Source organism: Catenibacterium sp. co_0103 (assembly GCF_004168205.1).
Taxonomy (GTDB): Bacteria; Bacillota_I; Bacilli_A; order Erysipelotrichales; family Coprobacillaceae; genus Catenibacterium; species Catenibacterium mitsuoka_A.
Genome location: NZ_RCYB01000008.1, coordinates 21,853 through 43,282 on the forward strand (window position 1 = coordinate 21,853; position 21,430 = coordinate 43,282).

Annotated in this window: 24 protein-coding genes, 1 riboswitch and 1 other annotated feature; of the genes, 18 read left to right on the forward strand and 6 right to left on the reverse strand. The window is 34.6% G+C overall.

The features are described from left to right. Nucleotides 1-48: 48 nt before the first annotated feature. The 6 genes from mltG to greA all read left to right on the forward strand — a co-directional run bounded on the left by mltG (nt 49) and on the right by greA (nt 5,293). On the forward strand, nt 49-1,080 hold the full coding sequence (gene mltG, locus EAI80_RS02530) for an endolytic transglycosylase MltG (protein ID WP_129980835.1): 1,032 nt from the start codon (nt 49-51) through the stop codon (nt 1,078-1,080). Next, nucleotides 1,080-1,691: a class I SAM-dependent methyltransferase gene (locus EAI80_RS02535; RefSeq protein ID WP_129980836.1), complete on the forward strand. Its 612-nt coding sequence runs from the start codon at nt 1,080-1,082 to the stop codon at nt 1,689-1,691. The genes mltG and EAI80_RS02535 overlap by 1 nt, the downstream gene beginning before the upstream one ends. After that, nucleotides 1,675-2,595 (forward strand): U32 family peptidase, encoded by a 921-nt coding sequence (locus EAI80_RS02540; protein ID WP_129980837.1) that lies wholly within the window; start codon nt 1,675-1,677, stop codon nt 2,593-2,595. The genes EAI80_RS02535 and EAI80_RS02540 overlap by 17 nt, the downstream gene beginning before the upstream one ends. Continuing rightward, complete coding sequence (locus tag EAI80_RS02545) at nt 2,579-3,829, forward strand: U32 family peptidase (RefSeq protein WP_129980838.1); 1,251 nt, start codon at nt 2,579-2,581, stop codon at nt 3,827-3,829. The genes EAI80_RS02540 and EAI80_RS02545 overlap by 17 nt, the downstream gene beginning before the upstream one ends. Next, a complete protein-coding gene (gene udk, locus EAI80_RS02550; RefSeq protein ID WP_006506255.1) occupies nt 3,819-4,445 on the forward strand; it encodes a uridine kinase in 627 nt (208 codons plus the stop codon). The genes EAI80_RS02545 and udk overlap by 11 nt, the downstream gene beginning before the upstream one ends. Before the next feature lie 368 nt (nt 4,446-4,813). Then, the gene (greA, locus tag EAI80_RS02555; RefSeq protein ID WP_022425416.1) at nt 4,814-5,293 is read left to right on the forward strand and encodes a transcription elongation factor GreA; all 480 of its coding nucleotides are present in this window, start codon (nt 4,814-4,816) and stop codon (nt 5,291-5,293) included. Between the two features lie 218 nt (nt 5,294-5,511). Here the strand turns inward: greA and EAI80_RS02560 are convergent, their stop codons facing one another. From EAI80_RS02560 to glmS, 5 genes are all read right to left on the reverse strand, one after another. Further along, a complete protein-coding gene (locus EAI80_RS02560) occupies nt 5,512-6,306 on the reverse strand; it encodes an ATP-binding cassette domain-containing protein (RefSeq protein ID WP_022425417.1) in 795 nt (264 codons plus the stop codon). Continuing rightward, complete coding sequence (locus tag EAI80_RS02565) at nt 6,299-7,222, reverse strand: ABC transporter permease (RefSeq protein WP_129980839.1); 924 nt, start codon at nt 7,220-7,222, stop codon at nt 6,299-6,301. Before EAI80_RS02565 ends, EAI80_RS02560 begins: the two co-directional genes overlap by 8 nt. A 13-nt stretch (nt 7,223-7,235) precedes the next feature. Next, nucleotides 7,236-8,204 carry an ABC transporter substrate-binding protein gene (locus EAI80_RS02570; RefSeq protein WP_129980840.1) on the reverse strand — a complete coding sequence of 323 codons (969 nt, stop codon included), beginning with the start codon at nt 8,202-8,204 and terminating at the stop codon, nt 7,236-7,238. Nucleotides 8,205-8,253: 49 nt separating this feature from the next. Beyond that, nucleotides 8,254-8,454: a binding site (T-box leader), on the reverse strand. A gap of 109 nt (nt 8,455-8,563) precedes the next feature. Then, nucleotides 8,564-9,811 carry a hypothetical protein gene (locus EAI80_RS02575; protein ID WP_129980841.1) on the reverse strand — a complete coding sequence of 416 codons (1,248 nt, stop codon included), beginning with the start codon at nt 9,809-9,811 and terminating at the stop codon, nt 8,564-8,566. A gap of 75 nt (nt 9,812-9,886) precedes the next feature. Further along, on the reverse strand, nt 9,887-11,686 hold the full coding sequence (gene glmS, locus EAI80_RS02580) for a glutamine--fructose-6-phosphate transaminase (isomerizing) (RefSeq protein ID WP_129980842.1): 1,800 nt from the start codon (nt 11,684-11,686) through the stop codon (nt 9,887-9,889). Nucleotides 11,687-12,036: 350 nt separating this feature from the next. On the opposite strand from glmS, the gene EAI80_RS02585 reads away from it, so the two are divergent. Genes EAI80_RS02585 through EAI80_RS02600 form a run of 4 tightly spaced genes read left to right on the forward strand, consistent with a single transcriptional unit; the run spans nt 12,037 to nt 14,145 of the window. After that, nucleotides 12,037-12,561, forward strand: coding sequence for a hypothetical protein (locus EAI80_RS02585; protein WP_129980843.1), 525 nt, complete (start codon nt 12,037-12,039; stop codon nt 12,559-12,561). 36 nt (nt 12,562-12,597) lie between these two features. Continuing rightward, the gene (locus tag EAI80_RS02590; protein WP_022425423.1) at nt 12,598-13,293 is read left to right on the forward strand and encodes an AzlC family ABC transporter permease; all 696 of its coding nucleotides are present in this window, start codon (nt 12,598-12,600) and stop codon (nt 13,291-13,293) included. Beyond that, nucleotides 13,290-13,595, forward strand: coding sequence for an AzlD domain-containing protein (locus EAI80_RS02595; RefSeq protein ID WP_129980844.1), 306 nt, complete (start codon nt 13,290-13,292; stop codon nt 13,593-13,595). The genes EAI80_RS02590 and EAI80_RS02595 overlap by 4 nt, the downstream gene beginning before the upstream one ends. Nucleotides 13,596-13,620: 25 nt before the next feature. Beyond that, on the forward strand, nt 13,621-14,145 hold the full coding sequence (locus EAI80_RS02600; protein ID WP_129980845.1) for a flavodoxin family protein: 525 nt from the start codon (nt 13,621-13,623) through the stop codon (nt 14,143-14,145). Nucleotides 14,146-14,232: 87 nt separating this feature from the next. Here the strand turns inward: EAI80_RS02600 and EAI80_RS02605 are convergent, their stop codons facing one another. Further along, a complete protein-coding gene (locus EAI80_RS02605) occupies nt 14,233-14,778 on the reverse strand; it encodes an energy-coupled thiamine transporter ThiT (protein WP_022424243.1) in 546 nt (181 codons plus the stop codon). 46 nt (nt 14,779-14,824) lie between these two features. Next, nucleotides 14,825-14,926, reverse strand: a riboswitch (TPP riboswitch). A 99-nt stretch (nt 14,927-15,025) separates the two neighbouring features. On the opposite strand from EAI80_RS02605, the gene EAI80_RS02610 reads away from it, so the two are divergent. From EAI80_RS02610 to asnS, 8 genes are all read left to right on the forward strand, one after another. Then, complete coding sequence (locus EAI80_RS02610) at nt 15,026-16,216, forward strand: acetate kinase (protein WP_129980846.1); 1,191 nt, start codon at nt 15,026-15,028, stop codon at nt 16,214-16,216. Between the two features lie 156 nt (nt 16,217-16,372). Then, nucleotides 16,373-16,936 carry a DUF402 domain-containing protein gene (locus EAI80_RS02615; protein WP_006506926.1) on the forward strand — a complete coding sequence of 188 codons (564 nt, stop codon included), beginning with the start codon at nt 16,373-16,375 and terminating at the stop codon, nt 16,934-16,936. After that, the gene (gene tsaE, locus EAI80_RS02620; protein ID WP_129980847.1) at nt 16,917-17,363 is read left to right on the forward strand and encodes a tRNA (adenosine(37)-N6)-threonylcarbamoyltransferase complex ATPase subunit type 1 TsaE; all 447 of its coding nucleotides are present in this window, start codon (nt 16,917-16,919) and stop codon (nt 17,361-17,363) included. Before EAI80_RS02615 ends, tsaE begins: the two co-directional genes overlap by 20 nt. Continuing rightward, complete coding sequence (gene tsaB, locus EAI80_RS02625; RefSeq protein ID WP_022424244.1) at nt 17,356-17,961, forward strand: tRNA (adenosine(37)-N6)-threonylcarbamoyltransferase complex dimerization subunit type 1 TsaB; 606 nt, start codon at nt 17,356-17,358, stop codon at nt 17,959-17,961. The genes tsaE and tsaB overlap by 8 nt, the downstream gene beginning before the upstream one ends. Then, nucleotides 17,952-18,389: a ribosomal protein S18-alanine N-acetyltransferase gene (rimI, locus tag EAI80_RS02630; protein WP_129980848.1), complete on the forward strand. Its 438-nt coding sequence runs from the start codon at nt 17,952-17,954 to the stop codon at nt 18,387-18,389. The genes tsaB and rimI overlap by 10 nt, the downstream gene beginning before the upstream one ends. Next, nucleotides 18,389-19,402, forward strand: coding sequence for a tRNA (adenosine(37)-N6)-threonylcarbamoyltransferase complex transferase subunit TsaD (tsaD, locus tag EAI80_RS02635; protein ID WP_022424246.1), 1,014 nt, complete (start codon nt 18,389-18,391; stop codon nt 19,400-19,402). The genes rimI and tsaD overlap by 1 nt, the downstream gene beginning before the upstream one ends. Continuing rightward, nucleotides 19,395-20,039: a redox-sensing transcriptional repressor Rex gene (locus EAI80_RS02640; RefSeq protein WP_022424247.1), complete on the forward strand. Its 645-nt coding sequence runs from the start codon at nt 19,395-19,397 to the stop codon at nt 20,037-20,039. The genes tsaD and EAI80_RS02640 overlap by 8 nt, the downstream gene beginning before the upstream one ends. A gap of 5 nt (nt 20,040-20,044) precedes the next feature. Further along, nucleotides 20,045-21,430, forward strand: a complete 1,386-nt coding sequence (gene asnS / locus EAI80_RS02645) for an asparagine--tRNA ligase (RefSeq protein ID WP_129980849.1) — start codon at nt 20,045-20,047, stop codon at nt 21,428-21,430.

Below are 21,430 nucleotides of genomic sequence, written 5' to 3' on the forward strand. Positions count from 1 at the left end.
ATTATCGGGTTAATTCTATATAATGGTTAAGGAAAAGGAGATGTATATATGAAAAAGAAAATCATAGTGGCAGTCCTTGTAGTTGTACTATTAATAGGTGGTACTGGCTTATTTTATATAAGTGGTACAGGACATGTCTCTTCTAAAAGTGAAGTGGTACAGGTAACTGTAAAGAAAGGTGAAAATGCTTATACAGTTTTAAATACATTAGATTCAAAAGGCTTAATAAAAAATAAATTGGTGGCTAAGGTTTACTTAAAGATTCATAAGCCTTCAGTTATCTCTCAAACTTACAATTTGAATAAGAACATGTCTCTTTCAAAGATGTATAGCATCATGTCAAAGATGAACAGCTCTTATGTTGTGAAGTCTTCCTTAACTATTCCTGAAGGAATTACTATTCCTCAGGCAGCTAAAAAGGTTGCAAATGTAACTGGTAAATCAGAACAAGAAGTATTAGATAAATGGTCTGATCACACTTATTTAAAAGAGCTTATTTCTAAATATTGGTTCTTGACAGATGACATTCTCCAAAAGGGTATTTTATATCCATTAGAAGGTTATCTCTATCCTGAAACATATGTACTTTATGATAAATCTACAACAATAGAAAAAGTCACAAAAGAAATGCTGGATTATATGGATCAACAATTAACACCTTATAAGGATTCAATAACTAAGCTTGGCTATACACCTCATCAATTTTTAACACTTTGCTCAGTCGTAGAAAGAGAATCTTTATTTGATAAAGATCGTCCAGCCATTGCGGGTGTATTTATCAATCGTTTAAAGACCGGTATGAGATTACAGTCAGATATTACTGTCAACTATGCATTAAATAGAACAGGTGTCAAAGTCACTACTAAGATGACTAAGACTGATTCTCCTTATAATACATATAAATATGCAGGACTTCCTATTGGTCCTATTGCATGTGTCCCACAAAAGACTATGAATGCAGTCGCAAACTATACACCATCTGATTATTTATTCTTCTTTGCGAAGAAAGATGGGACTGTCATCTATTCAAAGACATATAAAGAACATAAAAAAGCAGTGAAGGAGAATAAGTGGTATTAATGAAATCATTTTATGAATTAGAAGAATATGCACTTGTGAAAGACGTGCCTATTATGCAAAAAGAAGGTATTGAATACCTTATTGATGAATTAAATAAAAGAAATGCGGAGTCTGTATTAGAGATTGGAAGTGCCATTGGGTATTCATCTTTAATGATGGCCACTCATGTCAAAGGTCTTCATGTTGATACAATTGAAAGAGATGATATACGTTATCAGGAAGCAGTTGTAAATATTCATGATTTTAATCAGGAAGACAACATTACAATCTATCATGAAGATGCATTAGAGTTTGATGATACATTGTTGAAGCATGTTCCTTATGATTGTCTTTTTATTGATGCAGCAAAAGCGCAGTATCAGCGTTTTTTTGAGAAATATGTTCCTTATTTAAAGGAAGATGGTTTTGTGTTAGTGGATAATCTAGATTTCCATGGTATGATTTTTGATATACCAAATATAAAAAATAGAAATACACGTGCTCTTGTAAGAAAGATCAAACGTTTTAAAGACTGGATCTTCTCTAATGATGAATATGATGCACATTATGTGCAGGTAGGTGATGGTCTATGTATCATTACTAGAAAGGATCAAAATGAAAATCGCAATTAATTTAAATGATCGTGGATACCTTCATGATTATGTTGATATGGGTGTTTCTTTGATTATGGCTGGATCAGACTATAGTGTTTTGACACCAGTGAAGTTTTCTATTGAAGAATTGAAAGAAATCAAAGAACAGGCAAAAGAACTTTATGTTTATGTGAATGCTATGTATGATGAACATGATCTAGAGGGACTAGAAAAACATATTGATGCATTACATGAGATTGGAATCGATGGATTAATCTTCCAGGATTTTGGTGTATTACAAATAGTTAATAAAAAGGGTTATGATTTCAAGATGATTTATCATCCTTTAACTCTTAATACCAATTCAAGTACACTGAATACTTTATCTCATTATGGTATTTCTGGTGCTTTTGTTTCTAAAGAAATATCTTTGAAGGAACAGCTAGAAATACGTAAAAATTGTGATATGCCATTATTTGTATTAGGTCATGGTGTACAGTATATGATGATGAGTAAGAGACATTTAATCTCTAATTATGAAAAAGCAAGTAATACAACATTAAGCCATAATAAAGACGCTCTCACAATTAATCCACGTGGACAGGATTTCCCATGTCATATATATGAAACAACTCGTGGAACGGCTGTATTCAGCAAATCTAGACTATATACATTGGATTTATTCAATACATTAAAGGACTTTGATTACCTTTATATTGAAACAATGTTTATGGATTCAAGAGAAGCTATAGAAGTTATTAGTATGTATTGTGATTGTCTTAAAGCCCTAGAAAGAGGTACATATGAAAAAGAAGTAAAAGAATATCTTCCTTTATTAAGAAAGATTTCAAAACCTCTTGATCGTGGTTTCTTATATGATGATACAATTTATCGTCTTGAAGATGTAAAGAGGAGGGATCTAGAAGATGCAGCCAATAAGTAAGATTATTAATGGTCGTCGTGTGATTGTGAAAAAACCTGAATTACTTGCCCCTGCAGGAAACCTAGAAAAGCTTAAAACAGCTATTATTTATGGTGCAGATGCAGTATTTATTGGTGGTAAGGAATTCTCTTTACGATCACAGGCATCTAACTTCTCTATAGAAGACATTAAAGAAGCAGTACAATTTGCGAATCAATATGGCGCTAAAATCCATGTTACATGTAATATCATCCTTCATCATGATAACTTAGAAGGCATTAAAGAGTACTTACAGGCATTAGATGATGCAGGTGTTACAGCTATTATTGTCGCAGATCCATATATTATGAATCTTGCGAAAAGTATGGACTTAAAGCTAGAAGTACATGTCTCTACACAAATGTCAGTCACTAATTCAACTGCTGTTAAGTTCTTTGAAGATATGGGAATGGACAGAGTAGTACTAGGTCGTGAAACAACTTTTGCTGACTTGAAGGACATTAGAAAAAATGCCCCTGATATTGATTTAGAATACTTTATACATGGTGCAATGTGTATTTCTTATAGTGGTCGTTGTATGTTATCTAACTACTATTCTAGACGAGACGCCAATAGAGGTGGCTGTTCACAAAGTTGTAGATGGTATTATGATTTAGAAGAGAATGGACAATCTATTAATGAAGATTTCCCATTTACTATGTCTTCTAAGGATATGTGTCTCATTCATCATATTGGTGAATTAATAGAATGTGGTGTGGATTCGTTCAAGATAGAAGGGCGTATGAAGTCTGTTCATTATATTGCGACAGTTGTATCTACTTATAGAAAGCTCATTGATACATATTGTGCTGATCCTGATCATTTTGCAGATTCAAAGAAATATGAAGATGAACTACAAAAAGCAGCCAATAGAGCATTCTGTCATGGATTCTTTTATGATAATCCAGGTGTAGATGAACAGCTTTATAACTTAAGAGATGAACATCCTACACAGGAATTCGTTATGCGCGTACTTGATTATGATAAAGATTCTAAACGAGCTAAAATTGAACAGCGTAACTATTTCAAAGTAGGAGACAAGATAGAAATATTCTCTCCTAGTCATTCCAATATTTATTTTACTGTTGATAAGATTTATAATGAAGATAATGAATTGGTGGAAGTAGCCAACCATCCAATGGAAATACTTTATGTAGAAATTGATTATCCAGTATTAGAGAATGATATGGGAAGGAAGGTAAACCATGGAAAATAAAGCTGTCATTATTGGGATTGCAGGTGGAAGTGCTTCTGGTAAGACTTCTATCGCTCAATCCATCTATGATCGTTTTAAAGGCAGTCATAGAGTAAAAATCATTAAACAAGATGATTACTACAAAGATCAAAGTGATAAGACAATGGAAGAAAGAGTAAAAACTAACTACGATCATCCATTTGCTTTTGATAATGATCTTCTAGTATCAGATTTAAAGAAGTTAAAAAAGAAAGAAAGAATTGAAAAACCTACTTATGATTATTCAAAGCATACAAGAAGTGATATCACAGAAGTCATTGAAGATCGTGATGTTATTATTCTAGAAGGTATCTTTGTCTTAGCAGAAGAAGAGGTAAGAGATCTTTGTGATATACTGATTTATGTGGATACAGATGCAGATATCCGCTTTATCAGACGATTAAGAAGAGATGTAGAAGAACGTGCAAGAACTGTTGATTCAGTCTGTAACCAGTATTTAGAGACTGTAAGACCAATGCATGAACAGTTCATTGAACCATCTAAGAAATATGCACATATTATTATTCCTGAAGGTGGGACTAATACTGTTGCGATTGACTTATTGATTACAAAAATAAGTAGTATTCTAGGCGATTAAATCTTTCTTGTCTAATTAAAATAAGTATGTTATTAATGAGTGGCGAAAAAAACCATAGGCTTGTCTATGGGATGAAAGCCACATAATTAAAAGAATTAAGATTAATAGAATCAAAGTATTGAATAGTGGAATCAAAATAGTATAAAATAAACATCAGGAAGATTGATTACACTTCCTTATCATAAGATAGAAATTTACCGTTAATGTGGTCGTTGGACTGCTTGGTAATAAAAGTTCTTACTTAAATAGATTTAAACTTGTATTCCAAAGTCTGAAAATGATGTACGATTATAAGCTAAACTTGACAGTAGGAACCCCACGGGCTCACCCGTGGGAGTAGTCAGATTTACGTATACGAGGTGAAAGAAATGGATAAAAAAGTGCAAATTAGTAGAGAAGGTTTTGAAAAGCTAAAAGCTGAAAGAGAAAACCTTATTAATGTTGAAAGACCAGCAGTCATTGAAGAAATTAAGCTTGCAAGAAGCCAGGGTGACTTATCAGAAAATGCTGACTACGATGCAGCAAGAGATAAACAGGCTCGTATTGAAGAAAGAATCAAAGAATTAGAAGTAATGATGCAGAATGCAGTTATCATTGGTTCTGATGTTAAGGTAGATACTCATGTTGTAAACTTAGGTGCTACTGTAACAGTTCTTGATTTATCTGAAGAAAATCCTGAACCTGATACATTTACAATCTTAGGTTCTACAGAAACTGATCCATTACATGGTAAGATTTCTAATGAATCTCCACTTGCGAAAGCATTAATGACTCATAAGATTGGTGATGTTGTAACAGTCGGTGTTGCAAAACCTTATGATGTTGAAATTGTAGATATTAAATATTAATTTGAATACCCATAATCTGCAGAAACAGTCTTTTTTATCTTTGTTTGTTCTTTGTTTCTAATACTGTTTAAGAGGAACTTATTAAAGACGTGTTTATAGCATACCTGTGGTTTGTGGGTATTCAAAAATATTAATGGTATGAAAGGACACTTCTTGGGAGGTGTTCTTTTTTACTGCACAAAAAAACATTCCAACTCGATATAGTTGGGATGTTTTCATTATTTCAACAACATTCTGTCGTTCACAAATTCACTGCCACTTGCTTCTTCAAACTTCTTAAGTAGGAAAGGAACAGTTAATTTCTTTTTCTCTTCACCTTTTACATCATAGATGATTTGACCATTATACATCATGATCAATCTATTCCCTACATCAATAGCCTGCTGCATATCATGAGTAACCATCATTGCTGTTAGCTTTTGTTCAGTGACAATCTTATTAGTCAAAAGTAATACCTTAGCACTTGTTGCTGGATCAAGAGCGGCTGTATGTTCATCAAGTAAGAGAATCTTAGGCTTTGTGACAGTCGCCATTAATAGTGTTAAGGCCTGTCTTTGTCCACCTGATAATAAACCTACCTTACTTGTCATTCTCTCTTCTAGACCTAAATTTAGAGTCTTTAAGAGGTCATAATACAACTTCTTTTCTTCTTTCTTGATACCCCACTTTAAAGTACGCTTTTGACCACGTCTTTTAGCCATTGCAAGGTTTTCATCAATCTGCATATCAGCTGCAGTACCCATCATCGGATCCTGGAATACACGACCAATAAGACCTGCACGTTTATATTCTGGATACAAAGAAATATCTTTATCATCTAGTTTAATATGACCACAATCAATAGGATAAACACCTGCAATCATATTCATTAAAGTGGATTTACCAGCACCGTTACCACCAATAACAGTAACGAAATCTCCATCATCTAATTGAAGATTAATATCAATCAAGGCTTTCTTCTCATTAATAGTGCCAAGGTTAAATGTTTTTGATACATGTTCAATCTTAAGCATTTTTCTCATCCACCTCTTTTGTAAGTTTCTTATAGTTTGCAGTCTGTTTTCTATTTGCCATTAATACTGGAATAGTTAATGCGAGAGCTACAATAAATGCAGTGAGTAGCTTTAAGTCATCAGTTGATAAACCTAACTGGATAACAATGGCGATAATAATACGATAAATAATTGAACCAACAATAATCGCAATGAGTCTCTTTAAGAAACTGCCATAACGACCAAAGATAACTTCACCAATAACGATAGAAGCAAGACCCATAACGATTGCCCCCATACCGATCTTGACATCACCATAACCAACTGACTGACCGACCATGGCACCACTTAAGGCGATTAAGGCATTTGAAATCACTAAACCAAGTAGCTTAGTATAATCAGTATTGACACCAACAGCTCTTACCATCTGTTCATTATTACCAGTCGCACGTAATGCATTACCTAATTCAGTTCCAAAGAACCAATAGAGTAGGGCAATCACAATAGTTACTGCAATAACACCTACAACTAGTGTTGACTGAGATACTGTTAAACCAACCATTGGTCCCCAGTCATATAAGCTTTCTGTCTGAAGTAATGGGATATTTGATTTACCCATTATACGTAAGTTAATAGAATATAAGCCTAACTGTGCAAGAATACCAGCAAGGATAGCAGGAATCTTACATTTAGTATGTAATAAACCAGTCACAAATCCAGCTAAAGCACCCGCAAGAGTTGCAGCAAGAATCGCAACGATTGGATTACCATGATTTGTAAGAATAACAGCACATACAGCACTTCCTGTTGCGAAAGAACCATCACATGTCATATCTGCAATATCTAACAGACGAAATGTAATATAAACACCAACTGCCATGATGCCCCATAAGACACCCTGGTAAGTCGCACTTTGTAATGCTAAAAATAAAGACATTCTCATTCACTCCTTAAATAAGTTCAGCCTTATCTAATACTTCCTGTGGAACTTTAATACCAAGCTTTTCCATCTGAGCTTTATTGACCTTTAATTTACAATCACTCGCTTTTAAGTATTCAATAGGCATAGTAGCTGGTTTACCTTTACCAGTTAAGATCTTAATGGCCTGTTTACCAGCGATACTACCTAAGTTATAGTAATCAATACCATAAGTAGCTAAACCACCTTTAGCACACATACCTTCTTCACCAACAATAACAGGGATTTTAGCCTGATCAGTTACTTTTACAACTGCTGGGATGTTAGAAGCAAGTAGGTTATCAGTTGGAATATATAAAGCATCTGCTTTACCTACAATAGAATCAGTAACTGACTGGATTTCATTAGATTCAGAAACAGTCTTTACTAATGGTGTCATACCCTGAGCTTTGATTTCTTTGACAGCCATCTTACCCTGAATTTCAGAGTTAGATTCATTACCTGCATACATAACTGCAACAGTCTTTGCGTTAGGCATAATCTGTTTTAATAATTTAATCTGTTCTTTAACTGGTGTTAAATCACTTGCTCCAGTCACATTTCCACCAGGTTTTTTATTTGATTTTACTAATTTACTGCCAGCTGGATCAGTAACAGCAGATACAACAACTGGAATATCTTTAGTCTTCTTTACAACAGCCTGAGCTGCAGGAGTTGCAATTGCATAAATTAAATCATTTCCATCGTTCACTAAGCTTTCTGCAATAGTTTCACAGTTAGAGTTTTCACCACTGGCATTCTTTAAAGTAATATTAGAAGCTTTATAACCTGCTTTTACAAGAGTATCCTTAAATCCCTTATATGATGCATCCAATGCATCGTGCTGCATATACTGGATGACTCCAACTTTTACATCAGCCTTATCTTTAGTGCTAGACTGACTACCACAGCCAGTTAATGCTAGACCGACTGCCATTAAACCACATACAAACTTCTTCATAATAGATTCCTCCCTTTTTTCTTTCCCCTAAAAACAAAAAAATTCACCCCAAGAGGGCGAATTATCGCGGTACCACCTCTAGTTCATTAGTCATAGACTAACCTCACTAAATAGCGATAACGGGCAACCCGGGAAGTATTTTGTACTTCCAACTCCATGGTGAATTCAAGAATGTCTGCGTATGATTCGCACCAGCCATCATATCTCTTATGCCTCACATTTCTTTACTATGTCATTTCTCTGTTTTTATAATATAAAAATATAATATAGAAATATTAAGGAAAAGTCAAATAAAACTTTTAAAAGTTAGGGAAAAAACAAAAAAGAAATATAAGAAAAAAGAGCAGATATTTCTGCTCTTAGTAGTTGATTTCTTCGTAAAGAACTTTTAAAAGGACAGCCTTAGAACTCATCTGCTGACGCTTTCTATCATAAGTCTTAATTACGCTGTATTCAACAACGTCATACTTTTCAACTTCTTCATCATCAAGGAAATCAGCCTGTCTGAAGAATAAGTTTTCTTCATCATCCTGGAAGATACTACCAAAATTCTTATCATGATTGTAGAATACTACTTTACCTTCATGACGAGTAATGTAGTTTTCTAGATGATAAACAACTTCACTATATACACGATCAAATGTATCGCTGGCAGTTAAATCAGCATAATCAGCTAAATCAGCATCAGCTTCATATGTTTTACCATTTTCTTCTTCTAGCTTCTTAATGAGGCATTCTGCAAGTGCATGAGCCTTATCCTGACCCTTAGCCTTTGCCATTGCTGAAATCTTTTTATAATCTTCGATATTCTTATAATCGAATCCACCCTTGAAGAATTTATCGATTAGAAGTGTATAAGCATCATCTTCACGATTTGTATTCATATAAAGCTTATAAAGGATTTCAAATGAATCTACTGCATTGAAATGACCCTGTAAAGCGATGAATTCATTTTCAGCTTCTTCATAACGTCCAAGTTCAACTAGAGAGCTTGCACGATAATATTTAACCCAATTAAGGTTGTTATAATGCCACTTTAAGTTATAAGTGAAAGCAATGTTCGCAGTTTCAACACATGCTCTATATGATTCAAGTTCATATAATGCACGTACTTTCATACGATACCATTTCTCTTTCTTACTTTCGAATTCTTTACCATCTTTATTTACAAATGGTTTATCTTCTAGAGTAGGTGCATCTAAGTAGTCTAATAATTCAGATAACTTCTTATAGTCTACTGGATCAGCCTTTAATACATGTTTAATAGCCTTATTGACTGCAGCTTCAAGTGGAGAATATCTCTCCTGCTTACAATATTTAGCAATTTCTTCTAAGATACCATAGAATAAACTTTCGTTCTTAGAAATTTCTTCATCATCGATGTTGATATACTTATTATAAAGAGCATAGCCAAAATAATTGATATATCCTTTTAATTCTGGTGCCATTTCAAGGAATGTTCTTCCTACTTCAATAGCTTCATCAGTCTTACCCTGATTCTTTAATTCTTTAACGAAATCACGTGCCTGGAATTCGCTGAATGAAGAGGCATCCTCTTCGAAACGGTTCTTATAAGCCGTTAAATCTTTTACTTTTGATTCTTCCACATTATCACCCCTACGAGATATTATACATTTTTTTATTATTGATGTGAAGAAAAAACGAACGGAGTTCTCCGTTCGTTATTCTACAGTCACTGATTTAGCAAGGTTACGAGGTTTATCTACATCACAACCCTTAATACATGCTGTATGATATGCAATGAGCTGTAATGGGATAGCTACAAGTACACTCTGTAATAAAGGATTGATATTTGGTAAGTAATAGATGTTTTCTACACCACTGACTTCCTGTCCTTCTACAGTAAATAGGATGACCTCAGCACCTCTTGCGATTGTTTCTTGAATATTAGAAATAGTCTTAGCTGCAACATGAGGCTGAGTGGCTACTGCAATTACTACAGTACCTGGTTCAATTAAGGCAATAGGCCCATGCTTTAATTCACCAGCAATATAAGCGTCAGCATGTACATAAGAAACTTCCTTAAGCTTTAAAGCACCTTCTAATACACTTGCATAATCTAAACTTCTACCAATAAAGTAGCAGTCATGTTTATCTTTCAATGCTTTTGCGTAGTTTTCGAAGATTGCTTCATCATCAATTAACTTAGATACATATTCTGGAAGGTTATTTAACTGTTCCATTAAATCAGTATCTACAGTATCTCCTCTTTTATCTGCAATATATAATGCGATTAAAGTAAGTAATACTAACTGAGTTGCATAAGCTTTAGTAGATGCAACTGCAATTTCAGGTCCTGCACAAGTATAAAGTGTATGCTGTGCCTCTCTAGAAATTGTAGAACCTAAGACGTTAGTCACAGCAATAGTTGTACATCCTTTTTCATTAGCAAGTTTTAATGCAGCAAGAGTATCAGCTGTTTCACCAGACTGTGATACAAAGATACATAATGTCTTTTCATCAATGATTGGATCATTATAACGGAATTCACTTGCTACCTGAGTAAGAACTGGTAAACGTGTTGCACGTTCAAGAATAGATGCTCCACATAAGCCTGCATGATAAGCAGTACCACATGCAACATAATAAACCTTATTAAACTTATTGAAATCAACATCTTTTAATTCATCTAATACGATTGAATGTTCAAAGATACGACCTCTTAAAGTTTCCTGAATGACATGAGGCTGTTCATTGATTTCCTTTAACATATATGTATCAAAACCATTCTTCTGAGCCGCTTCCATATCATAAGGAATAGTAGTCATTTCTTTAGTGATTTCTTTACCATCTTTATTATAGAAAGTAATGCTGTCTTTCTTTAATACAGCCATTTCTAAGTCATCTAAGAAATAAACATCTTTAGTATAAGCAAGTAAAGCTGGAATATCACTCGCTGCCACACTTGCATCTTCAGTATGTCCAATAACTAATGGACTTGCCTTTTTCGCAACAACAACTTCATCAGGGTGTTCTGTAGAAACAATACATAAAGCATAACTTCCATCAATACAGTTTAATGTTTTCTTTACTGCTTCTAGAAGATCTCCTTCATAGAAATAGTCTAAACACATAACAACAACTTCTGAATCTGTTTCACTTTGGAATGAATAACCCTTTTCTAACAAAATATCCTTTAATTCTCTATAGTTTTCAATAATACCATTGTGTACAATAGAAATAGTGTTACTTGGATTTGTATGAGGATGTGAATTTAAGTTAGAAGGGACACCATGAGTTGCCCATCTTGTATGACCAATACCTACATGACCAGTCATCTCGTGATCCTTTAACTTTTCTTCAAGGTTCTTTAAACGACCTTTACATTTTACAGTTGTAAGTACATTATTTAATACTGTTACACCTGCAGAGTCATATCCTCTATATTCTAATTTTGCGAGTCCCTGCATTAAGAAAGGTAGGGCTTCACCATTGCCACAATAAGCTGTAATACCACACATAATCTTGTCCTCCTTGTTTTGTGGAATAAAAACGTTAAAACAAAGGAGTACCTGATGAAATCTGTTCATTGATCACTCAATGTTTTTGTTCATCGCTTAGGCAGTACTATGCCTCTAGACCATCCGCCGAATAGTTCGATTAATCTAGTCCTCGTCAACTTATACAAGTCCTGGCGCTATTTTTAATATCACTTTATCTTAACTGTGTCTATTATATGCTTGATATGTGATAAATCAATCAACAATGTTGACATTTTAAAAATATGAAAACTATATATAATTTTATATATAAATTAGGGAGAAATATAAAAAAATTAAAAGTATATATATAAGTAGGAGGGGATTTTTATATGAAAGAAGATCTAGAAGGAAATATTGAAGAAATGAAGAAATACTTAAAGAAGTTAGATGAGAGTGGCTTATATGATGCAGAGAAATATTCACGTTCTTTATTACATCAAACAAGTCAGTTATCTTATTTCTATTGTTCACTTGTAAAGGATGGTTCACCATCGGATACTTATTATCACGTCCATAAGCGTCCAAAAGAACATCAGATGGCTTATTTTAATATCGGTAGGGGATTTCCTAAGGAACTCATGGATGGGCATTGGTGTTATGTTGTAAAAGATTTAGGCTATAAGATGTTAATTATACCTTGTACATCCATAAAAAAAGAATCATCACCAGTCAATCCACACTTTGAAAAGGACTTAACAGTCCTAGATGAGCATGGGATGATTACGCATTCTAGAATGCAGTTAACTGATTTACGTACAGTAGATATTCAAAGACTGGATTGTCGTAAACCATTCTATAACGTCTGTGATGATCAAGAAGAAATTAGAAAATTCATAATAGAACACTTATTTTAAGTTCTATTTGTGCTATGATACTCGTGGTGATGAAACATGAATGAAATAATGAAAGGAATGAAGAAAAGTATTCCAATCGCATTAGGATACTTCCCTGTTGCCTTTTCTTTTGGAGTATTATGCGTCTCAAGTGGCTTGCCTCTAGGACTAGCCACTTTTATATCTCTTACAAACTTAACTAGTTCAGGACAGTTTGCAGGAGTACAGTTAATTTTATCTGATAGCACTTATTTAGAGATTGCGATTACGTTATTATTGATTAATTTTAGATATTTCTTGATGAGTCTCTCTTTATCGCAGAAGATTGATGAGAAGATGAATACAATTGAACGTATGATCATCTCTTTTGGAATTACAGATGAAACATTTGCGTTAGCCAGTCTGCAACCTGGTAAACTCACATTTAAGTTTATGCTAGGCTTTATTCTTACACCTATTATAGGATGGGTAGGAGGTACTCTTGCCGGAGAATTTATTATGGGCTTATTGCCTTTAGCACTGCAGGGTGCTATGGGAATTGCCTTATATGGTATGTTCTTAGCTCTTATTGTCCCTGCAATGAAGGATTCAATACCAGTAACTATAGTGGTATTAATTTCTATTGGAGTTCATACACTCTTTACTTATGTGCCATTATTTAATGTCATGAGTACTGGTGTACGTCTTATTAGTGCAACACTCATTGCGACATGTATGGGAGCCTGGTTATTTCCAAGGGAGGATGAAGCATGACAAGATATCAGATACTAGCTGTCTTAGTGATGGCACTCTTTACTTATCTGCCTCGTTTTCTACCACTTACTTTCTTTAGAAAGAAGATTACATCTAAGTTTATTAATTCAGCTCTTTATTATTTGCCTTATGCAGTATTAGGAGCTTTGACTTTTCCAGGTGTCTTTAACTCTACACCAAACTTAGTAGAATCATGTGCAGGTATTCTAGTTGCAGTATTTTTTAGTTATAAGGGAAAAGGACTTGTATTTGTGGCTGTTGCAGCCATACTTGCATCTTATATTGTGCAGTTTATGATTTAAAAATCGGAAGTTGGAGGATATACGCATGAAAATTGTAATCATTAATGGAAGTGCCAGAAAAGGAAATACGCTGGCAGCAATCAATGCATTTATAAAAGGAGCATCAGAAAAGAATAAAATTGAAATCATTGAACCTGACAAACTCAACATTGCACCATGCAAGGGATGTGGTGTCTGTCAATGCTCTAAGGGATGCGTCGATAAGGATGATACAAATTCTGCAATTGATAAAATTGCTGTCGCAGATATGATTCTTTTTGCTACACCAGTTTATTGGTGGGGAGTGTCAGCACAATTGAAACTTATCATTGATAAGTGCTACTGCCGTGGATTGCAGTTAAAAAACAAAAAAGTTGGTACAATTGTTGTAGGTGGTTCTCCCGTAGGCAGTATCCAGTATGAGCTGATTGATAAGCAGTTTGACTGTATGGCAAAATATCTTTCATGGGATATGCTTTTCAAAAAATCATATTACGCAACAGCCAGAGATGAACTTGAAAAAAATAAGGATTCCATGAACGAACTTGAGTGGATCGGAAAAAATTTATAAAGCACACACCAAATTCCCGTTTGCTGAAGGGACGTATAGAAACTATACGTTCTTTTTTAATACAAAAAAAACAGTGGTTTCCCACTGTTAAATAGCCTTAAATGCTTTCTGAAGTTTTGGATAAATAAGTGCAAATACTACATAAGTTAAAATAAGTGTACCTACATTATAACCAATGTTGTATAAGAATGAATAAACCCAAGGGTTCATGTTCTTAGGTGCATAGCTTGCAAATAATACAGCACCAGATAATAAATGTGAAATGAACTTAAGAATCATTCCTACAAAAATACCTGTATAAACTTCAGTCTTGCCTGATTTAAAATTAGGAATAAAGCCTGCAATACCAAGTGCTGATAATGGTACAAGATAGTCTAATACAACAGACCAAGGTCCATAATATAAAGCAAGACCTAATACAAACTGCATAGCAGTGGCACCAACACCGACAATAATTCCATACTGTGCACCCATTAAATAGCTTGCAAGTACGATTGGTAATAAACTTAAAGTAATAGAACCACCCTGTGGCTGTCCTGGAATCACCTTAAATAGTACTTCTAGAACTAACTGCATAGCGATAAATAACGCAACATAAGCAATTGCTCTAGTGGATAATGTCTTCTTATTCATTTATAAATCTCCCCTTTCTAATGACTAAGATGACGCAAAGAAGTCACTAAAAAAAGTACGGCCTCTCTACGCTGGTATTACCCAGATCAGATGCTAAGGGACAAGGCTTTCACCTATCTCAGCAATAAATGCGCCCCTGGCAGTAATGATTATATTACAGAACATTCTTTTTGTCACGTAATCTAAATTTATAGTAGAAATGTTAGGGGTTTCTGATTATAATAGGGGTGTTTAGGAGGATATAAGCATGTCAAAAGTTTTAGCAGTTAACTGTGGAAGTTCTTCATTGAAGTTCCAGTTATTTGAAATGAATACTGAAAGTGTTATCACTTCTGGTATTATTGAAAGAATCGGTATGGAAGATTCAATCTTCACTATCAAGTATAATGGTACTAAAGATAAGAAGGTCTTTGCAGTTCCTACTCACAAGGAAGCAGTACAAGTATTACTTGATACATTAATTGAAAAGAAGATTGTTGAACATTTAGATGAAATCAAGGGTATTGGTCATCGTGTTGTACAAGGTGGTCCTTATTTTGATGGGTCTTGTGTTGTAGATGATGATGTGATCGCTAAGATTGATGAATTATCACCACTTGCACCACTTCATAACCCTGCACATATTATTGGTATCAAAGCATTTAAGGAAGCTATTCCTACTGCAGGTGCTGTTGTAGTATTCGATACAGCATTCCATCACTCTATTAAGCCTGAAAATGCAGTTTATCCAATCCCATATAAGTTCTATGAAGAAAACAAAATTAGAAAATATGGTGCACATGGTACTTCTCATTACTATGTATCAAAGCGTACTCAGGAATTATTAGGAAACCCTGAGCATGCTAATATTATTGTATGTCATTTAGGTGCAGGTGCTTCACTTTGTGCTGTCAAGGATGGTAAATCTATTGATACTTCAATGGGTCTTACACCTCTTGCTGGTGTCATGATGGCAACTCGTTCTGGTGATATTGATGCATCTGTTGTAGACCACTTAATTGAAAATCTTGGATATGATATGAAGACTGTATTCAAGATGTTGAATAAGGAATCTGGTTTATTAGGTGTATCTGGAGTGTCTGGTGATATGAGAGATATCATTGATGCAAAAGATGCTGGTAACCAAAGAGCCGAATTAGCTTTTAACATGTTTAGAAAACGTGTTGCTGATTATATTGGTTCTTATTTTGTAGAACTTGGACATGTTGATGCAATTTCATTCACAGCAGGTATTGGTGAAAACAGCTTTATCGCAAGAGAAGCAATTATTAATCTAATAAAAGAAGCATTAGGCATCGTATTAGATGATAAGGCTAATGTAGAAGGTCATGGTGAAAGATTAATTTCTGCACCTGAATCTAAGATCAAGGTATTCGTAGTACCAACTGATGAAGAATTAGTGATTGCAAGAGATACAAAAGAATTATTAAACTTATAAAATAAGTGAGCATCGCTTTAAGGCGATGCTCATTTTTTTAATACAAAAACAAAACAATAACTTAAAAAGGCTTTATTTAGGAAAAAACAGGTGAGGTTTATGTACATTTTACCTGTTTTTTGCTATGATATTCGATAGGTTGAAAGAGGTTTGATTATGAAGAATTCATTAGTGGGGCAGGATGTGCTCATCCATTGCTATAAACATGACGGTAAACCACATCGTACGTGGTCACGCTGTAAGATATTAGAAGAAACAGATCGCCATTTTATCGGTATAAATAATAATACATTAGTTACAGAATCAGATGGTCGTTCCTGGGTCACTAAAGAACCAGCTATCTGTTATTTTCCTAAGGATAGATGGTATAATGTAATTTGTATGATCCGTAGTGATGGTATCTATTATTATTGTAATATTGCCTCTCCTATATTATATGATGGAGAAGCACTTAAATATATTGATTATGACCTTGATTTAAAGGTATGGCCTGGCTATCGTTATAAGGTGTTAGATGAAGGTGAATATGCGGCTCATCGTATTAAATATCAATATTCAGATGAATTAGATGAGATATTCCATGAACAGCTCAATCGTTTGATTGTGATGACGATGAATGCATCTGGTCCTTTTCGTGCAGGATTTGCCCAGGAGTGGTATAATAAGTATCAGCAGATGATGAAAAATAGAGGAACTAAAAATGATAAACTTAAAAAATGAAGCTGAAATGATTGCTTTTGGTAAACGTATTGGAGAAACAATCTTTCCCCATTCTATTATCACATTAACAGGTGATTTAGGTGCTGGTAAGACTACATTCACAAAAGGAATAGGGCAGGGACTTGGCATCAAGAAGATCATCAATTCTCCAACTTTTACTATTGTGAAGGTTTATTCTGGACGTATGACCCTCTATCATTTTGATGCATATCGCCTAGAAGGGGCAGATGATGATTTGGGGTTTGAGGAGATGTTTGAAGATGATGGCTTATGTGTGATTGAATGGCCACAGTTTATTGAAGACATTATTCCAGAAGAAAGATTAGAAATAGAAATAATAAAGAATGAAGATGAAACACGTTCTTTAAAGCTTCATCCTATCGGTGAAAAATATGAGAACTATGTGAGGGAGGTTACACATGATTAGTTTAGTGATGGATACATCAAATAGTTATTTAGCTGTAGGCTTATATCAGGATAATGTGTGTCTAGAAGCCTTCCAGGAAAAAGGCTCTAGAAGACAATCAGAAAAAGCAATTCCTACATTAAAGGAAGTGCTTGATCGTCATCATATTGCATTGAAGGATGTCAATGAAATGATTATCACATCAGGACCTGGCTCTTATACAGGTGTCAGAGTAGCTATGACTATCGCAAAGACACTTGCTGCAGTGTCTGATGTAAGAATTAAATCAGTCAGTTCTTTAGCTGCTTATGCAGGTATGAATCAGGCATTAAGTGTTATTGATGCAAGAGGACATAAGGTCTTTGTTGGTGTTTATGAAAATGGTCTTCCTTTAATTAAGGAACAGGTCGTGACTTTAGAAGACTTTGCCCACTTACGTGCTGAATATGAAGACTTTGAACTTGTGGGTGAAGTAGGATGTCTTGGATTAGATGAAAAAGAATGTGATCTTTGTGCTAATATTTATGCATTAGGTCAGATGGCTGATCCAATCAAGAATGTAGATCTATTAGTACCGACATATATTAAAGATGTTGAGGCTAAGAAAGCATGTTATTAAGAGAAATGCAGGAAGAAGATCTTGATGAAATTGAAAGACTAGAAGGGTTATTATTTACTCCTGCCTGGTCTAAAGAAGATTTTCTTCATGAATTAAAGACAAATGATTATGCTCATTATTATGTTCTTGTAGATGACAAAATTGTTGGTTATGCAGGATTCTGGTATGCTTATGAAAACTGTGAACTGACTACAATTGGTATTGATCCAAATTATCAGGGAAAAGGCCTTTCTAAGTTATTGATGGATTATGGATTAAAAGAAGGACATAATAAAGGATGTATGAATTATAGTTTAGAAGTACGTGTATCAAATGAACGTGCGATTCGTTTATATAAGAGGTATGGCTATGAGATATGTGCTATACGTAAAGATTATTATGCAGACCATGAGGATGCCTATCTCATGGTAAGAAAGGAGGAAAAATAATGGCTGTTATTCTTGCTATTGAATCAAGCTGTGATGAAATGAGTGTTGCAATTCTTAAGGATGGAAAAGAGTTATTAAGTCATGTTGTTGCATCACAGATTGATATCCATAAACAATATGGTGGTGTTGTTCCAGAAATTGCCAGTCGTAAGCACGTTGAATGTGTCAGCACTGTTTTAAAGGAAGCACTTAGTCAGGCAGATATTTCTATTGAGGAGATTGATGCAATTGCAGTCACTAAAGGACCAGGACTTGTAGGTTCTTTGCATGTTGGGATGCAGGAAGCCAAGACATTGGCTATTTATTTAAATAAGCCTTTGATTGGTGTACATCATATTGCGGGGCATATTTATGCCAATGAACTCGTAAATGATATTGAATATCCTGCAATGGCATTAGTTGTTTCAGGAGGACATACAGAACTTGTTTATATGAAAAAGGAATTCTCTTTCGAGGTTATTGGTACAACATTTGATGATGCAATTGGAGAAGCCTATGACAAGGTAGGACGTGTTTTACATCTTCCATATCCTGGAGGACCTGTATTAGATAAAATGGCACATGAGGGAACTCATAGCTATACACTTCCTAAACCGCTTGATGATGGAAGCTATAACTTCAGTTTCAGTGGCTTAAAGAGCGCTGTCATCAACTTAAAGCATAATGCAGACCAAAGAGGAGAGGAAATCAATGGCAATGACTTAGCCTGCTCATTCCAGGATGTGGCTATGGATACGATTGCTTCTAAAGCTTTAGCAGCTGCTCATGATCTTGGTGTAAAGCAGATTATTGTAGCAGGTGGTGTAAGTGCGAACAAAGGTCTCAGAGAAAAAATGAGTACAAGTGATATTCCTGTTATTTTTCCACCATTGAAGTATTGTACAGATAATGCAGCAATGATTGCATCTGCTGCAAGTATCATGTATAAATATAATATGTTTGCCCCTTTGGACTTATCTGTTAAGCCGGATTATGACTTAGAGGCGGAAAGTGTAGGAGACAACTATGAGTAATGAAAAGAAACAGAAAATTTCACGTGCGACGATGACACGTTTTCCTGTTTATTTGAAGGCTTTAAGAGTTATGGGGCATGAAGGTAAAGAAAACTTCTTATCGAGTGAACTTGCAGAAGTTACTCATATCCAGGATACGACTATTCGTCGTGATTTTGGCTTTTTGCCTCAGAAGAATACACTTGGTAAAAGAGGCTATGGTTATGATACAAAAGAGATGATTGAAACACTCAGTGACTTCTTAGGTTTAGGACTTGATGAACCTATTATTCTCATTGGTGTGGGTAATTTAGGATCAGCTATTTTGAAATATAACCGCTGGAAATATACAGTGGGACAGATTGTCTGTGCTTATGATAAAGATGCTAATATTGAAGGTGAACGTTTTGGTGTCAAGATTCATAAGAGTGATGATTTGGAAAAAACATTTCCTAAGGACTGTAAGATTGCGATTCTCGCAATTTCTGATAATGTACAGGAAATGGTGGACCGCTTAGTAGCATTAGGGATTAAAGGCATTGTAGACTTCACCCACTCTCATTTCATTGTACCTCAGGGAGTTGAAGTACAGAATGTGGATGTTGTTGTCGCAATACAAGAATTAGAATTAAAAATGAAATCGAATACAAAGGAGTAAGAAGGATGTTTGAATTTATGACAGTAAGAGAACTTTATGAAATCTGTCGTGCAGATAACGCAGTAGAAACAGATAACGTAGAGTATGTAGAATTAGAAGGATGGGTAAGAACAAATAGAGATAGTGGTAAACTAGGATTCATCGCATTAAATGATGGTTCTTATTTTAGAAACTGTCAGGTTGTTTACTTAAAAGAAAAATTAAAGAACTTTGATGAAGTTTCACATATCTCAACTGGTTCAGCTATTCATGTATTAGGTAAATTAAAATTAACACCTGATGCAAAACAGCCATTTGAAGTAGAAGCCACTGAAATTATTCTTGAAGGTGACTGTGATAGTGATTATCCATTACAGAAGAAGAGACACTCTTTTGAATTTATGAGAGAAATCCCTCATTTAAGACCAAGAGCAAACTCATTCTATGCTATCTTCAGATTAAGATCTGTATTATCTATGGCTATTCATGAGTTCTTCCAGGATCAGGGATTCGTCTATGTACATACACCAATCATTACATCTAATGATGGTGAAGGTGCTGGAGAAATGTTTAGAGTCACAACTATTGATGATACTGATTTCTCTAAGGATTTCTTTGAAAAAGAAGCTTACTTAACAGTAACAGGACAGTTACATGTAGAAGCATTCGCTATGGCATTTAGAGATGTATATACTTTTGGTCCTGCATTTAGAGCTGAAAACTCAAATACATCAAGACATGCCAGTGAATTCTGGATGGTAGAACCAGAAATCGCATTTGCTGATCTTGAAGATGATATGTGTTTAATTGAAGAAATGGTTAAATACTGTATTCAGTACTGCTTAGATAATGCTCCAGAAGAAATGAAATTCTTTGAACAGATGGTTGACCATGACTGTATCAACCGTATCACAAAGGTTAGAGATTCTCACTTTGCACGTATGACTTATACAGAAGCTATTGATCATTTATTAAAAGCTGATGTGAAGTTTGACAACAAGGTTGAATGGGGTATTGACTTAAATGCTGAACATGAACGTTATATCTGTGAAGAAGTTGTAGGTGGTCCTGTATTCTTAACAGATTATCCAAAAGAAATCAAAGCGTTCTATATGCGTTTAAATGATGACAACAAGACAGTTGCAGCTTGTGACTTATTAGTACCTGGCATCGGTGAATTAGTTGGTGGTTCACAGAGAGAAGAACGTTATGATGTTCTTGAAAAGCTTATGGATGAAAAGGGCATGAACAAAGAAACACTACAGTGGTATATGGATTTACGCCGCTTTGGTGGATGTAAGCATGCTGGATTCGGCTTAGGTTTTGACCGTTTCTTAATGTATTTAACTGGTATGGCTAACATCAGAGATGTAGAACCATTCCCACGTACACCACGTAACTTAAAATTCTAA

What these genes read in the sequence shown, in the direction of transcription:
- EAI80_RS02610 (WP_129980846.1), top strand. Translation starts at nt 15,026, where the DNA reads ATGTCAAAAGTTTTAGCAGTTAACTGTGGAAGTTCTTCATTGAAGTTC.
- mltG (WP_129980835.1), top strand. Translation starts at nt 49, where the DNA reads ATGAAAAAGAAAATCATAGTGGCAGTCCTTGTAGTTGTACTATTAATA.
- asnS (WP_129980849.1), top strand. Translation starts at nt 20,045, where the DNA reads ATGTTTGAATTTATGACAGTAAGAGAACTTTATGAAATCTGTCGTGCA.
- EAI80_RS02545 (WP_129980838.1), top strand. Translation starts at nt 2,579, where the DNA reads ATGCAGCCAATAAGTAAGATTATTAATGGTCGTCGTGTGATTGTGAAA.
- EAI80_RS02600 (WP_129980845.1), top strand. Translation starts at nt 13,621, where the DNA reads ATGAAAATTGTAATCATTAATGGAAGTGCCAGAAAAGGAAATACGCTG.
- EAI80_RS02605 (WP_022424243.1), bottom strand. Translation starts at nt 14,778, where the DNA reads ATGAATAAGAAGACATTATCCACTAGAGCAATTGCTTATGTTGCGTTA.
- greA (WP_022425416.1), top strand. Translation starts at nt 4,814, where the DNA reads ATGGATAAAAAAGTGCAAATTAGTAGAGAAGGTTTTGAAAAGCTAAAA.
- rimI (WP_129980848.1), top strand. Translation starts at nt 17,952, where the DNA reads ATGTTATTAAGAGAAATGCAGGAAGAAGATCTTGATGAAATTGAAAGA.
- tsaD (WP_022424246.1), top strand. Translation starts at nt 18,389, where the DNA reads ATGGCTGTTATTCTTGCTATTGAATCAAGCTGTGATGAAATGAGTGTT.
- EAI80_RS02540 (WP_129980837.1), top strand. Translation starts at nt 1,675, where the DNA reads ATGAAAATCGCAATTAATTTAAATGATCGTGGATACCTTCATGATTAT.
- glmS (WP_129980842.1), bottom strand. Translation starts at nt 11,686, where the DNA reads ATGTGTGGTATTACAGCTTATTGTGGCAATGGTGAAGCCCTACCTTTC.
- EAI80_RS02560 (WP_022425417.1), bottom strand. Translation starts at nt 6,306, where the DNA reads ATGCTTAAGATTGAACATGTATCAAAAACATTTAACCTTGGCACTATT.
- EAI80_RS02570 (WP_129980840.1), bottom strand. Translation starts at nt 8,204, where the DNA reads ATGAAGAAGTTTGTATGTGGTTTAATGGCAGTCGGTCTAGCATTAACT.
- EAI80_RS02640 (WP_022424247.1), top strand. Translation starts at nt 19,395, where the DNA reads ATGAGTAATGAAAAGAAACAGAAAATTTCACGTGCGACGATGACACGT.
- EAI80_RS02585 (WP_129980843.1), top strand. Translation starts at nt 12,037, where the DNA reads ATGAAAGAAGATCTAGAAGGAAATATTGAAGAAATGAAGAAATACTTA.
- tsaE (WP_129980847.1), top strand. Translation starts at nt 16,917, where the DNA reads ATGATAAACTTAAAAAATGAAGCTGAAATGATTGCTTTTGGTAAACGT.
- EAI80_RS02595 (WP_129980844.1), top strand. Translation starts at nt 13,290, where the DNA reads ATGACAAGATATCAGATACTAGCTGTCTTAGTGATGGCACTCTTTACT.
- EAI80_RS02565 (WP_129980839.1), bottom strand. Translation starts at nt 7,222, where the DNA reads ATGTCTTTATTTTTAGCATTACAAAGTGCGACTTACCAGGGTGTCTTA.
- tsaB (WP_022424244.1), top strand. Translation starts at nt 17,356, where the DNA reads ATGATTAGTTTAGTGATGGATACATCAAATAGTTATTTAGCTGTAGGC.
- EAI80_RS02615 (WP_006506926.1), top strand. Translation starts at nt 16,373, where the DNA reads ATGAAGAATTCATTAGTGGGGCAGGATGTGCTCATCCATTGCTATAAA.
- EAI80_RS02535 (WP_129980836.1), top strand. Translation starts at nt 1,080, where the DNA reads ATGAAATCATTTTATGAATTAGAAGAATATGCACTTGTGAAAGACGTG.
- EAI80_RS02590 (WP_022425423.1), top strand. Translation starts at nt 12,598, where the DNA reads ATGAATGAAATAATGAAAGGAATGAAGAAAAGTATTCCAATCGCATTA.
- udk (WP_006506255.1), top strand. Translation starts at nt 3,819, where the DNA reads ATGGAAAATAAAGCTGTCATTATTGGGATTGCAGGTGGAAGTGCTTCT.